Raw genomic sequence first — 14,814 nt, 5'->3', positions numbered from 1 at the left:
TAATTAAACAATAAAATTATAATCATAAAACGCTTTAACTCGCGCATCATTTGTTTCAAATATTTCCTTAAAAGATCCCTGTCTTTCAAACTTACCATCTAACAGCATTACCACGCGATCTCCCACCGATTTTGCACAAGACAAATCGTGTGTAATAATAATAGAGGATGTCTTATAACGCTCTTGCACTTCATTTATCAAACTATTGATATCCAAACAAGTTATCGGATCCAAGCCTGCTGTTGGCTCATCATACATCATGATATCTGGTCTTAAGATCAATGTTCGCGCAATACCAATTCTTTTCCGCTGTCCACCAGACAATTCGGAAGGCATCTGATTAATCGCCTGAGATAATCCTACCCCTTCAAGTACATCTTCTACTTCTTTATTAATCTCTGTACGTGTCAGATTTCTTTTATTCCGAATCAGTGGAAATTCCAGATTTTCACGCACGGTCATACTATCGTATAAGGCACTATTTTGAAATGAAAAACCAATACGCAACCGCAATTGCATCAAATCTTTATCTCTTAAATCATTAACAGAGCTACCTAAAACATGGATTGAGCCCGAATCCGGTTTCAATAAACCTGCTATCAGTTTTATAAGGACCGATTTACCCGTACCGGAACGACCCAATACAACTAAATTTTCTCCGCGATATAAATCTAAATCAACATTTCGTAAAACATGGTTCTCTCCGAATGATTTACTGACGCCACGTATCGTAATGACAGCATCTTGATAATCAATAGGTGTTTTAACTTTTTCCATATCTAACTTATTATCGATAAGATTTGCACGATGATTATTTCCTCAATAAAAACCAAGAACATAGAAGCAACAACAGCTGCATTTGCAGCCTTTCCGACCCCTTCAGTTCCTTTAGAAGAGTAATACCCACAATAGCAGCTCACCGCACCTATAGTAAATCCAAATACAACAGCTCTAAAAACCATTGCCCATATATCTTGATAACCAATTGTTTCAAATACCTGTGTAAAAAAACTCAAAAAACTTAAGTCATCTTTCGCAGCCATACTCAAATATCCGCCCAATAGCCCAACGCCTGCCACATAAAAACATAAAATCGGTATTCCGATTGTAGTTGCAATAATGCGACTGACTATTAAAAATTTAAAAGGATTCGTTCCCGATACTTCCATGGCATCAATTTGTTCTGTGACATTCATAGAACTCAGCTCTGCCCCCACTTGCGACCCGATTTTACCCGAAGCGATCAATGCGGTAACCAGTGGCGCCAATGCACGAATAATAGCTATAGATATTAAAGATGGTAACCAAGAAGTGGCTCCAAACTCTTCTAAAGATGGTCGCGATTGTTTCGTAAAAACAAACCCCACAATAAAACCCGTTAAACTGATTAATGGCAACGATTTATAACCAATCTCAAAACATTGGCGAATTATTTCTTTAAATTCATACGGAGGTGTAACTAGCTCTCGCCAAAAGCGAGTTAAGAACCGATGAATATTTGCAAATTCGGTAAAAAATGATTGAAGTTTATTTAACATTAAAATAAATATTTCCTGTGTATACTATTTTATGACACGATTGAAGGGATAAAGGTACAAAAAATAGGTAATTATAATCAACCCATAATCACTTACTTTCATTGTAAGTTTACTTACAGTCCTAAAACACAACAAAATAATATAGAATAAGTTTTCTAATAAAAAAACAGAAGTCTAATTAAACCATAGGCTTATTTTAGGTGTCATACTTACCAAATTGAAAGTACTTATTTTTCACGATTTACAAAATTGAATTGTCATGAAAAGAATTAAACATATAAAACTGATTGCAATTGCAATATTCAGTATACTATTTTTCGCAAATCCGAATACAACATTTGCCCAGCGCGGGTATAACGATTACCAGAGTGGTGTTTCTTTCCAAATGTTCTATGATGAACTCGCTCCCTACGGAGATTGGGTAAATGACCGAGAACATGGTTACATGTGGATTCCGGATGTAGGTCCAAACTTTCAACCCTATTCAACAAATGGCTATTGGACCATGACTGAATATGGAAACACTTGGGTATCTAACTATTCATGGGGTTGGGCACCCTTCCACTATGGCAGATGGGAGTACAATAATAATTATGGTTGGGCATGGACTCCTGATTATGAGTGGGGACCGGCTTGGGTAAATTGGAGACAAGGTTCTGGTTACTATGGTTGGGCGCCTTTAGGTATCAATATTTCCATTAACCTACCGATGAATTTATGGGTATTTGTTGGATCATCCAATATCTATAGTAACCGATTGGATCGCTATTATGTACATCCACGTAATTACAATAATTTCTATAATAAAACCACGATTATCAATAACACAATTATTGTCAACAATAGAAACTATTATGGAGGTCCGAGAAGATCAGATATTGAACGCAGTACAGGCAAACGAGTAAGCGTAAGAAATATCAATAATTCTGGAAGAGCAGGTACTTCACGTGTAACCAAAAACAGTATAGACATGTACCGTCCTAATATTGACCGCAATTCTAGAACAGATGCAAGACCGAGTCGTATTGCTGAAGCTTCTTCACGTACACGTAACAACAATACATCATTGCAAAATAGAAATGATAAGGTCATTTCTGATAGAGACAATATGACGAGTACGAGAGGTAACCGCGAACTTTACATTGATAACAAGGGAAATGCTACAGTAAGATCTGGTTCAAATAATAGCACAACAACACGAAACAATGATAGAGCGGCCAACAGAAATCAAAATAGCAGTAATGTAACGGGTAGTAGCCGTACTCGAGATAATTCGAATGCAACGGTAAATAACTCTTCTACTACAGGCAACGCCAGAACTGAAACAAATAGTAGTTCAGTTCGCACGGATAGAACTAGGGGTAATACATCATCTTCAAAACAAGAGGAAATACGTAAGAGTGGCCAGCCTGTACAAGGACAAGCTACTAGAAGTAGCAGAACTACGCAGACACAACCGGCCAGAAACGAACAACCAGCGAAAGTACAATCGACAAGCAACGATGCTAGAACAAGTAGACCTGCACAAGGGCAACAGTCCAGAAGTGCACAACCTGCAAAGGTACAATCTTCGACAAGCAACGATGCTAGAACAAGTAGACCTGCACAAGGACAACAGACCAGAAGTGCACAACCTGCAAGGGTACAATCTTCTACAACGGACCGCGGTTCTTCTTCAAGCAGAAGTTCCTCCAGTACAGTAGAAAGGAATACATCTCAATCCGAGAATAATCGTAGTAGTGGATCACGAACTCGATAATCAAAAAATAAAAAAGAGGTTTGATAAATAATATCAAACCTCTTTTTTTGAGAAAAAAATCAGTCATTGATCTATTGGTTTTCTCGAACAATTACCTTAAATTGATGTTAATTAGTAAATTTACATCCTTATTCATATTATATAAAGAGGCGAATGGCTCAATTAACATCCATACTAGATAACGACTTTTACAAGTTTACAATGCAATATGCTGTTGTCAAGCTCTTTCCCAAAGCAAAGGCTCGCTATCAATTTATCAATCGTGGTCAGCATAAATTTCCTGCAGGGTTTGATTTAAAATTAAGAGCCGCCATCGATGACATGGCGAGTTTAAAGTTGACAAAGGCTGAGAAAACATTTTTCGCTCAAAACTGTCCCTATATCGACCCCACTTATTTTGATTTTCTACAAGGTTATCGCTATGACCCGGATGAGATTACGATCAACCAAACTGGCGATAATCTAGAAGTTAAAATTGAAGGTTACTGGTACCGTACCATCTTATGGGAAGTACCGATCATGGCTTTAATATGTGAACTATATTACGAAATTACAGCGCAAAAACGCCTCCCTGATAATCAGGTCATTGAAGATGCGAAAAATAAAATTGAAAAATATAAAAAACTAGATATTACAATTGCAGATTTTGGAACGCGAAGACGCCATTCTTTTCATGTTCACCAGCTTGTGGTTGAAACTTTAAAACAATATGGAGCAGGTACATTCATTGGAACCAGCAATGTATTACTTGCTATGCAATTCCAAACGAAACCAATTGGAACGCATGCACATGAATGGTTTATGTTTCACGCGGCCAAATATGGTTACAAAATGGCAAACCTACTGGGATTGGAGCACTGGTCCGATGTCTATCGTGGCGATTTAGGAATCGCATTATCTGACACCTATACCACAGAAGTTTTTTTCAAACAATTCGACAAAAAGTTAACCAAATTATTTGACGGCGTCAGACATGACAGTGGAGACCCGTTAGAGTTCGCGGAAAAAATTATCATGCACTATGTAAGTAAGGGAATCGACCCTTTATCAAAAACCATTATTTTTTCAGATGGTCTAGATTATGATAAAGTCGCTCATATTACACAATATTGTAAAGGTAGAATTGGCTATTCCTTTGGAGTGGGTACTAATTTCACCAATGATGTAGGTTTGCCACAAATGAATATTGTCCTCAAAATGACAGAAACCCAACCAGAAGATGATGAATGGACACAAGTAATCAAGCTCTCTGATGAACCAAAGAAAAATACAGGTGATCCAGCAACCATTCAATTGGCAAAACAAATTTTAATGATTCATGAATAGAGATATATACGGCGAAGCCTTAAACGATTATTACATTCATCAAAAAGAGATAGCCCCACTGCTTTTACACAGCAGTTATGGTGATATTGAAGAGATGCCTGTAGATATTTTTTTCCGTGACGACGAAGAGATACCAGAGCTAGAATTCATAGCTCTTTCATTGTGTGATGGTCGTGTACTGGATGTTGGTGCGGGTGCTGGATGTCATAGTCTATATTTACAGGATAAGAATTTTGATGTAGAGGCATTAGAAATTTCCAATATCGCCTGCCAAATCATGCAACAAAGAGGTGTTCAAAAAATACATCATGCGGACTTTTATCAATTTGAAAACCAAAAATATGACACCCTTTTATTTTTAATGAATGGTATTGGTCTAGCAGGAGATATTGAAGGTTTTAAGAAATTATTGATCCATGCCGAAACTTTACTGACTGATAGGGGGCAACTTTTATTTGACACTTCAAATATTGATTACTTATATGAAGAGTATAAAATCAAGCGACCTGACCATTATTTTGGGGAGATCAACTTCCAATACCAATACCAGGGGAATTTTGGTGAAAAATTTAAATGGCTCTATCTTGATCAAAAAATGCTTATTAAAATATCCCATGAATTAGGTTGGGTGGTTCAGGTCTTATTCGAAGATGAACATGACCAATACCTTGTACGTATGGAAAAAAGAAAATAATAAGTTATCGCTTAAAGCGATACAATAAAAAAACACCTTTCAGTACTTCATGCAGAAAGGTGTTTTTTAATGCGCTATGTTTAAATAAAAAAAACAAGCGTCCCCATATTCGGGAACTATTTTAATTTAACATAGGTTTCAATGATCACTTGTTTGATTCCCAATTCTGGAAGATTTTCTTCTCCCTTTTGAATTAATGTATCGCCTTTTTGAATCAACTCGAAATCAAATATATTGTTTTCCCAATCCCGCATACTACAATATTGTAAACGCTCTTGGTAATTAACTCCATTAAGCGTATAGGTACCACCACCAGAGACAAATAATGGATCTTTTCCCTTCCCTTTTTCTTTGTCGTGGTTAAAGAACGAGAAATGACTTTCATTAAACATTTTAAACATTTCTGTTCTTAAAGTATCCGTAAATGCAACAATTGTATCTTTACCCCTAATTGTTTTACTATCTACCAAACGATAGGTGCCAACAATCTTTTGCTTCTGCTCATGTGTTTCTTTATCATGAGTTGAGCAAGATAAAAACATCATTCCGAATAAAATAATAATAAGGCTATGATCTTTTAGGTTTTTCATAAAATGGTTTTAAATAACAGGGGGTCAGCGAATAGCATTGACCTCTGTTAAAATTGCAATAAATTATTTGTCCCACCAAATTCGACCTATCAATTTATTCTAAAATCCTAAATCCATACTTTTTACACCACAAAACATACATCCTAAAATTCAATCATGATGACTTTAACAACTGTGATAACACTGTTGGAAAAATGAAGGGTCAAGAACCAATTCGTCTATAACCAGGAATACCTACCAAATTTTTTGTTAGGTATTCCCAGCGTTTGTTATTTAAATCTTTTATCCAAATAGCTGCTTAATACTTTGCTCAGCATAGCCAGCACTCGCAGTCATCCCCTTACCGCCGATCCCAGTACGTACATGAATACGATCGCTAACATCGACTTCCAGAATTTCATTTTTATGCTGTGCGTAAAAACCTGCCCATGTGCTAGCGATCATATTATGATTCATAGGAAGGATACGATTTGCTTCCATTAACATCAATTCATTAATATGGCTATTGATAGAAAACCCCAATTCTTCCAATTGACTGCCTTTAGCATATTCGTGCGAATCGCCTATAATGATGCTTCCATCAACAGCTTGCTTAAATAAGATATGGATACCATTTTCACGCAATTCTTTATAATGCTCAGGCACTGCTATCTTGTGAAATGAAGGACAATACTCTTCAAAACTTTCATAACGACGAAGGGTAAGTCCTGTCAGGATATTACCCGGCAGATGCATGGTTTTCATCGGTTTAGTACGCATCATTTGTAATTTACTAATCTTCAAACCACTATCTTCAAATAATGAACGATAGAGCACCTTAAACTCATATCCATTACAGATAACGACTTTATCCGCCTGAAAGGTTTCCAAATCACTTGTTGTTATTTTCACCGAATCAGCATAATCTTCACAAGCCATCACCGTCTTATTAAACCTCAACGTATATTTTTCAAATTTACTTTGCATATACTGATGTAAACGATGGATCATCATCTCAGGCTCCACACTCAGCTCCTGCTTAAATACAATCGCTTCCTTCACATAATCTGCATGCATCATTGGATAGGCTGCCAATATTTGCTCTTTTGACCAAAGCTCATGCTCATAGCCAACTTGCTTATAATGTGTACTCAATTCGTGTGCAATCTGAACTTCGTCATGATCGGATGCAATGTAGATGCTTCCATTATTGCGTACAGAAATATCCATTTCCTTTTGGATAGCCTTATATATTTCTAATCCTCTAACCCCGTAATCAAACCATTTACCGGACATTCCAGAAGGTACGACCTGTCCAAAATTACGAACTGTAGAACTTATAGGAAAATTATCCTTCTCCAATTGTAATACTTTTAATCCTTTTAATAAAGCATGATAAGCGTGAAAAGTCCCCAAAATCCCACCTCCCACAACGATTAAATCATATTTATTTATATCCATTTTATGTTTTATGTTAACTTATTTGAACGTCACTATTTTTTACACACCAAGATTTCACTGTTTCTTGTTCCTTTTTGTCGACAGCTTCTTTTTTACGAACAAAATAGTATAATGATAATAAGGATAATCCCCCTCCAATTATTGATGTAAAAAAAACTAATTGTATAAAATAACTTCCCCAAGTCACTGAATTGGGTAATAACTCTTTATTGAGTAAGACAAAGAAACTACCTAAATAGCCAATAGCATCGGCCAAATACATTACAAAACCAATATTACTTTTCATTTTGTATGTAGCAATCATTCTTTCGAAGAATATGGCATTATAGGGGATATAGGCTAAATACAACCCAAGACCTACCATCAACATCCAGCTTAATCCACTGATCATTTGGATACTGAACAGATACGTTGAAACCCCCGCTATAAAAAATCCGCTTATGATGAGCATATGAATTAATTTGAAAGCCTTCAGATTATCCTTGACCAAGATAAGTAGCGCTATTAATATTAAGACAATCAACGCAATCATACCGTCAACTTTTGCAAAAACACCGTTACCTTTTAAATGAAGCATTTCCCATATTTCGATTTCAAAATTATCACGCACATCACGTATTATGGTCAACATAGTATAGATAACCACCGTTAATATAATACCTGGTTTAAACATTTTAAAAAACTCCTTCCTGCTTGTCTTATCCATAGCCACACGTTCTGTCCTTAACGCCTTATCTTGCTCTGTAGGATGGGGTGCCTGCTCTAAAAGCCAGACACAAGCTATAAAAGGTAAAAGAAACAAAAAACCAGTACAGAACGGCATCCAATATTCATTAATCGGAAAAGTGTGCATCAGCCAACGTCCTACCGTCTTGATGAGACCAGAAGCAAAGATTAAACTAACAGCCATCACCGCACCCATTATTTCGGTATATTTCCTACCTTCCAGGTAACTGAAGACTAATCCCCATACCATACCTAAAGGGAAACCGTTCAACAAAAGAAAGGCAACATTATAAGGACGAGGGAACCAAGCAAATGCCAATAGACTAAGCCAAGAAATGCAGATCAAAACAATCAGATAGCGCCCACGGTTCTTTTGTTTACTTTCTGCAATAAATTTGATACCGTAAAATTTAGAGAACATATAACCTATCATCTGAGCAATCACCAAGCATACCTTGTAATTAATACCCCAGACCGTAGCGTCATCAAAAGAAGCTGCAGTAAACGATTTTCGAAAAGAATACATACAAGTATAACATAGAAATGCTGTGACTGCCAAAAGAATGGCAACAGATTTTTCATCCATTTGACTGATACGCTTTTTAAATCTTTGTGTTATCTCCATTATTTAGTGCTTATATCTGTGATACTTTCTCTACATCCAAAAGTAAACTTCAAAAATTAACACAATACTAAACTTTTGTTAAGTATTTGTAAACAATAAATCGGCTTTTCTAACTCGCTCATATCTTAAAAATAAAAAAGACTTTCCTATTAAGGAAAGTCTTTTTTATTTTTATTTGTCATAGGTTATTTTCGATTTTGATCGAAAAAGTAAATTATCAACATAATCGCTTTATCAGGACCAATATTTCTTGGTGTATGGGACAATCGGCCATTAAAGAAAATAGAGTCACCTTCATCTAACACAATTACCTGATCTTTGAAAACATATTCAACCTGACCACTCAGGATATATTTATATTCAAAAGCCTCGGTTTTGACCATTGGACGTTTGGCGTCAGGCAACAGCTCTAACAATACAATATCTAAAGTTGAACTATCAATAGAGGAAGAAAATATACGCTTGTAATGGAAACCAATTGCTTGCTCTTTTTCAAACGCTTCATAACTATCCTTCTTTCTGACAATTATAGGACCTAATGCATTATCTGAGTTAAAGTCCTTAAAAAACACATTCAAATCCACATCAAGAGCATTGATGATATTGATCAATACGAACAGAGAAGGAATCGTTCGGTTATTTTCTATCTGTGATATTAATCCCTTACTGACACCAGCTTTATTCGCCAATTCATGAATGGTAATCCCTTTGACTTTACGGATTTCCCTTATTTTACTACTAATTTTAAATATCGTATTATCTTCCATAATCAAATCAAATGTAATCAATTATTTGTTTTCACATACATTAAGTTTCTATTACTTAACATAAGGTGAACCCAATTCTGATGGTCCCTAAGTGCGCAATTCATAACATAAATTTAATATTAAATCAATATAGTATATATAAACATTGTTTAGTATTGCAAAACAAATATGATGCTTTTATTTCTTACTTAAGTTCCGCATCAATAAGAAATAAACATCTTTTGCATAAAAAATCAAGCAATTAAACGTATATTTTTAATCATATTAAAACAAAAAACAAATTAAGCATGAGTAAACTAAAATTAGCTGTACTTGATATGGCAGGAACAACTGTTCAAGATCATAGAGAGGTAGAAAAATGTTTCTTTGACGCTATCACTGCTACTCAATTGGACATTACACCATCTAAAATCAATAGTATGATGGGTTGGTCAAAAATTTTGGTATTCGAAACGATTTGGAAAGAAGCTATAGGTGAAAATCATCCTTCCTTCCATGATAAAGTAAAAGAATCATACGATTATTTTTGCAATACCTTAGAATCACATTATGAGACAGTGGGTGCTAAACCATATGATGGCGTATTGGAAGTGTTTGAATTTTGCAAAAGCCAAAATATAAAGATAGCACTGACCACTGGCTTTTATAGAAAAGTAACCGATATCATCTTAGCAAAATTGGGTTGGGATAAAGGATTAGACAGTCAGTACTTAAGTCTGGACAATACAGGTCAGAATATCATCAACTGCTCGATTTCCAGTAGCGATGTTATCAATGGTCGCCCAGCTCCTGAAATGATCCAATTGGCTATGAAGAAATGCCAAGTAGCCGATCCAAAGCAAGTCATTAATCTGGGTGATACACCCTCCGATTTACAATCGGCTGCTAGTGCCCAAGTATTGTACTCAGTTGGTTCGCTTTACGGTACGCATAACGAATCGGAGTTAATTCCATTTGCTCATGACCGATTAATTCACCAACCAACGGATTTAATTGGCCTAATTCAAGAATTAAATCGCTAAAAGTATAAGTCTATAAACAACAAAAGAGGTGAATCATTGGATTCACCTCTTTTGTTAATAGGATTATTGTTTAAAACAGTATACATTCCCCGCAAAATCAGTAACATAGATTAAGTTATCCTTAACCGTTACCTCTGCTAATATCGGTACACCTATATTTATTTCTTCTTTTAGATTACCATTTTTATCCAAGCGATATAGGTATCCATCAGACGCTGCAAAGATAAAGTCATCACCGATATACTGTACAGCTGCTTCGACGGTTGCAACTAGCTTATTTTGATCAGGAGAACTGTAGGAAGAAGTATAGATCAGTGCTTCTTTTGTCATAAAGTTCCAATTCTCCTCCAGCGTATTTTTATTTAAAGCGATAACACCATGACCAGAAGTAGACAGTATCAATTGATTATCCCGAATCACTGGGGTAGCCATAACTTTAAAATCATAATCGAAACTTTTTTTACGTAATACATTACCAGTCAATTTATCCAAAACAAATACGGTATTTAATCCCGTTACATACACTTCTTGACCAATAACCGCAGCGCCACTACTTCTAAAGCGGAGACCATCTTCATTCTTCTTCCAAAGTAATTTACCCGATTTACGATCATGTGCAAATAGACTATTCCAATTGGCACCAGTAAATAACATATCTTCAGTTACCGTTATCTCTCCAGGCATCGCCTCCCCACCATTCCAGTCTTTATTACGCCACAATTCCTGGCCTGTTTTTAAGTCCAATGCCGTTAAATAAGAACCGTAACCTGTATAATATGCTCCATCATAAATAACACCTGCTGTCACAAAACTTGGCAGACTTCCTTGACTTAATTCCTTCTTCCAAATTAATTTTCCAGTTTTAGCCTCCAAAGCATAGGCATTTCCAGCAACATCAGTAGCTGCTACTATCCCATTTTCATAACGCAACTTCTGTTTAATTGAATTAGCTGTCGTAAATGTCCATAAAGTTTTTCCTGACTTTTCATCCAAAGCTGTTATATGAGATTTCCCATTTCCACCATCGTCAAAGGTAGCCCCAAGAACTAATCCCTCTACGACTAAAGGACTTACCTTCCAACTATTCCCCGCTAGATTACCGGTCCATTTAAGTTGAAGGTCATGATTTTTATCACTCCCACCAAAATTTTGCTTCTTAATGGACTGTGTGCCATCATTATATTCGACTTCAATGAAAGCCGTAAAAGATTTATTCGTCAACTTTAGGATGGGCTGAGACTCCCATGACCAATCCGAAAGTGCTTTTAAAGGTTCTAGTAACAATTGTTGTCCCTTATCATCAAGCACACGTACATGTACAGACTTTACTTCACGATTACTATCGTATACCTGCACACGAAAAGGAATTTTATCCTTTGAGCTTCCTTGCAACGCAGGATCTATAAGTTGAATATGGTCATTTAGATTGCTATATTTTGGAACAACATCAGTCACACCATCTTTAGTCAATTTGATTTGTAGAAATTGACCAACAGCATGATCTATGCCTCCTTTATTAGGTGCATTTGTTGAAATGACACGTACACCATTTTCCTTATTGACAAAGGAATAATTATTATGCCAGTGACCAAATAACCATGCCTTCAAATTATATTTTTTCAGGTCTATTTCCTCGGTTTTACCCTTCAACACAAAGTCAGGTCCTATTGCAAAATCATGGTTAATAAAAACAACAGGTTTATTTTTATCTTTCAATTCAAGATCCTTTTTCAGCCACGCAATCACCTGATCTTTCGTATAGCTAGGTTGGTAGTCACCACCCCACATAGGTGTCACCACAAAATGAGCTGGGCCAGCATCAAAGGAATAATAGGTAGGGCCAAATAAGTCCTCAAATAATTTTTCACCATATTCTCCCTTGACCAAATCATGATTACCAACGGCATAATAGACAGGGACTCCCATTAATTGACTATTCACCTGTTGCGCATGGAAACGCATACCTGGTTCGTAACAAATATCGCCAGTATGCATAACCAATGAACTCTGTTGATTTGCTGCATACTTACGCACGTTCTCAACCCAAGAACCATACAATGCCGTTTCGGTATCTGTAATTTGAATAAAATTCAACTCATCGGGATTTTGAGATGGATCCTTAACCAGTCCTATTGAATAATCCTTTTGTTGCATATCAATCTTCAAAAAGTGAGTTTTAGAAGATTTAAAACCAGTAGGTATTGTTGCAAATACAAAGCGAGCTTTGGGGTTGTCAGGCAATTCAAAGTGACCAGCAGCATTTGTTTTTACCACTTGATAACCGTCTGAAACCACTACATTTTCGATTGTATTTTCACCTATATCCTGCTTTCCATTTCCATTAGAATCAATAAAGACCTGACCACGATACTGGGCATTTACCCCTCCTATTCCTAATGCCAATAGGGAGGTTAATAGCATATATTTACTTTTCATTCTAGTGTTTATCATACTTATATAAGTATTCTTCGTTTATAAATGAACCCATAACCACCTATTATTACTAACAAGTCGTTATGGGTTACAACATTTATTTTTTATCTTACTTAGCCCAATCAAATGGTTGTTTTAAATTTGGATTCAATGTTGTTTGTTGAATTGGTATTGGTCTATAATAATAGTAATCACCTTTCCATTCACGTTTCTGATCCCTATCTCGCGCAAATAGAATATGACCTTTTGTTCCCTCTGAAAGATAGATTACATTTTCACTAAGGTAATATATCACCAAGTCTTTTTTCTCATCTTCTGGCAAATTTGCAATCGGTGTAACATCATCTTTACTATTTAGGATAGCAATATCGACCTTACCATCACCTGTAACATCAAAAGCACCAAGTCCCTTGACATACATACCTTTCGGATTTTCTGCAAAAAGTTGACCAACATACCAACGATTTAAATCATTTGCGCGAAATCCTTCAGCTGCAAGCTCCACTCTACGCTCCCGACGAATTTCTAAAATCACGGCCTTATTACTTGAGACATTAGGATATCGAGCAGCTAAGATGGGGTCAACAGTAACACTCCCTCCGACTAAATTTGGCATGCCAACACGTTTACGTAATTTGCCAATAGTAACGTCAAGATCTGCTTGGCTGATATCGTTCAATTCTGCTTTCGCTTCTGCGTAATTCAACAATACTTCTGCATATCGCATGATCGGTAAATCAGTATAGTTTAAATCCCATCCCAAACGGATACTAGGATCACGAGGGTAAAATTTGACTTGTAAATAGCCTCCAAAAGTAGGTTTCAAGATATAAGGAACTGGCAATTCGGGATTCGTTTTAAAACCAGGTTCCATGATGGTCTCTGCTAATCTAGGGTCACGATCTTTAAATAGCTCCGTAATTACTTTTTTATCATATCCGGACTGGTTGGTAAAGCGTGTTCCATCCTTCATTAAAAACTCTTCCATCAGATCTTTACTCAGGGCCCATTGATAATCAAATACGGTATGACTATTATTTGCTACCCCTTCTCCAGTACTATTTTTCTTATAGAAGATAACTTCTTTATTTGCTGATAAATCCGTACTTGAAAATAAAGCGCGATAATCTTCCCCTATCTTACCTGTATTGTATATATCAAACCCACCTTGATCCATCACCTGTTTCGCCGCTTTTGCAGCCTTCTCGAAAAAGACATTTGACGTCTGATCTAACTTCAAGTAAGTATGATATTTACGATAACTACCTTCATATAAAGCAATACGGGATAGTAGTGTCAGTGCAGCCCACTTTGTTATTCTGGTATTCGTTCCATCTGGCTTAATATGCTCTGCCGCAAATTCCAGATCAGCCATCACTGAATCTACGACCAATGTTCTAGGATCTTGAGTCTTCATCAACAGCTCTTCTTCATTTTCCTCTATTTTCGCACTATACCAAGGCACATCACCATAGGTCATGACCATCTTGTAATACCAATTGGCTCTATACAACCTTGCAATACCAATAAAATGATTGATTGATGCCGCATCCCCTTTTGTCTTATGTACATTTTGTAACATAAAATTTATACGGCGTAAACTTTTCCAATCATCCCATCCTCCAGCATTTGCTACAGTCAAATTACTTCTGACCATATTATCAGTTGTTGATGAACCGCTAAGCCCTGCGATATTATCGGAAAACCCATCCGAATAATTTGGCCCTATCATACCATACATGCTATTTGTATAGACTTCCAAATCTTTTACGTTGAGGAAAGTCATATCCTCCGATATATTCGTTTGTGGCATACGGTCTAAAAAATCCTTACTACAAGAACTTAAAAATACCATCAGCATGCCCACACTTAAAAAAATATTAAATCTCTTCAT

12 protein-coding genes are annotated in these 14,814 nt (G+C 36.2%); 4 read left to right on the top strand and 8 right to left on the bottom strand.

Translation table 11 applies throughout. From position 1 onward, the window contains the following. Positions 1-3 precede the first annotated feature (3 nt). Together KO02_RS04810 and KO02_RS04805 are read right to left on the bottom strand one after the other, a co-directional pair. On the bottom strand, positions 4-777 hold the full coding sequence (locus KO02_RS04810; protein ID WP_038696305.1) for an ABC transporter ATP-binding protein: 774 nt from the start codon (positions 775-777) through the stop codon (positions 4-6). A 2-nt stretch (positions 778-779) separates the two neighbouring features. After that, positions 780-1,538 carry an MlaE family ABC transporter permease gene (locus tag KO02_RS04805; RefSeq protein WP_038696304.1) on the bottom strand — a complete coding sequence of 253 codons (759 nt, stop codon included), beginning with the start codon at positions 1,536-1,538 and terminating at the stop codon, positions 780-782. Between the two features lie 259 nt (positions 1,539-1,797). On the opposite strand from KO02_RS04805, the gene KO02_RS04800 reads away from it, so the two are divergent. The 3 genes from KO02_RS04800 to KO02_RS04790 all read left to right on the top strand — a co-directional run bounded on the left by KO02_RS04800 (position 1,798) and on the right by KO02_RS04790 (position 5,317). Beyond that, on the top strand, positions 1,798-3,297 hold the full coding sequence (locus tag KO02_RS04800; RefSeq protein ID WP_038696303.1) for a DUF6600 domain-containing protein: 1,500 nt from the start codon (positions 1,798-1,800) through the stop codon (positions 3,295-3,297). 153 nt (positions 3,298-3,450) lie between these two features. Then, positions 3,451-4,623 carry a nicotinate phosphoribosyltransferase gene (pncB, locus tag KO02_RS04795; RefSeq protein ID WP_038696302.1) on the top strand — a complete coding sequence of 391 codons (1,173 nt, stop codon included), beginning with the start codon at positions 3,451-3,453 and terminating at the stop codon, positions 4,621-4,623. Further along, positions 4,616-5,317, top strand: coding sequence for a class I SAM-dependent methyltransferase (locus tag KO02_RS04790; RefSeq protein WP_038696301.1), 702 nt, complete (start codon positions 4,616-4,618; stop codon positions 5,315-5,317). Before pncB ends, KO02_RS04790 begins: the two co-directional genes overlap by 8 nt. A gap of 116 nt (positions 5,318-5,433) precedes the next feature. On the opposite strand, the gene KO02_RS04785 is transcribed toward KO02_RS04790, so the two are convergent. From KO02_RS04785 to KO02_RS04770, 4 genes are all read right to left on the bottom strand, one after another. Further along, complete coding sequence (locus KO02_RS04785) at positions 5,434-5,907, bottom strand: hypothetical protein (protein WP_038696299.1); 474 nt, start codon at positions 5,905-5,907, stop codon at positions 5,434-5,436. Between the two features lie 282 nt (positions 5,908-6,189). After that, positions 6,190-7,347 carry a TIGR03364 family FAD-dependent oxidoreductase gene (locus KO02_RS04780; protein ID WP_038696298.1) on the bottom strand — a complete coding sequence of 386 codons (1,158 nt, stop codon included), beginning with the start codon at positions 7,345-7,347 and terminating at the stop codon, positions 6,190-6,192. 13 nt (positions 7,348-7,360) lie between these two features. Beyond that, complete coding sequence (locus KO02_RS04775) at positions 7,361-8,698, bottom strand: DUF5690 family protein (RefSeq protein WP_038702144.1); 1,338 nt, start codon at positions 8,696-8,698, stop codon at positions 7,361-7,363. Positions 8,699-8,883: 185 nt separating this feature from the next. Beyond that, positions 8,884-9,465 carry a helix-turn-helix domain-containing protein gene (locus KO02_RS04770; protein ID WP_038696296.1) on the bottom strand — a complete coding sequence of 194 codons (582 nt, stop codon included), beginning with the start codon at positions 9,463-9,465 and terminating at the stop codon, positions 8,884-8,886. Between the two features lie 287 nt (positions 9,466-9,752). Between KO02_RS04770 and KO02_RS04765 the strand changes: the two genes are divergently transcribed. Beyond that, positions 9,753-10,487, top strand: a complete 735-nt coding sequence (locus KO02_RS04765) for an HAD family hydrolase (protein ID WP_038696294.1) — start codon at positions 9,753-9,755, stop codon at positions 10,485-10,487. A gap of 63 nt (positions 10,488-10,550) precedes the next feature. Here KO02_RS04765 and KO02_RS04760 read toward each other — a convergent pair whose 3' ends face one another. Both KO02_RS04760 and KO02_RS04755 read right to left on the bottom strand, forming a co-directional pair. Beyond that, complete coding sequence (locus KO02_RS04760; protein WP_081918479.1) at positions 10,551-12,923, bottom strand: PQQ-binding-like beta-propeller repeat protein; 2,373 nt, start codon at positions 12,921-12,923, stop codon at positions 10,551-10,553. Positions 12,924-13,029: 106 nt separating this feature from the next. After that, positions 13,030-14,814 (bottom strand): RagB/SusD family nutrient uptake outer membrane protein, encoded by a 1,785-nt coding sequence (locus tag KO02_RS04755; RefSeq protein WP_038696292.1) that lies wholly within the window; start codon positions 14,812-14,814, stop codon positions 13,030-13,032.

It is taken from the genome of Sphingobacterium sp. ML3W, assembly GCF_000747525.1.
GTDB lineage: Bacteria > Bacteroidota > Bacteroidia > Sphingobacteriales > Sphingobacteriaceae > Sphingobacterium.
The sequence above is the reverse complement of the archived record's forward strand: the minus strand, read 5'-3'. Positions and strand labels throughout refer to the sequence as shown.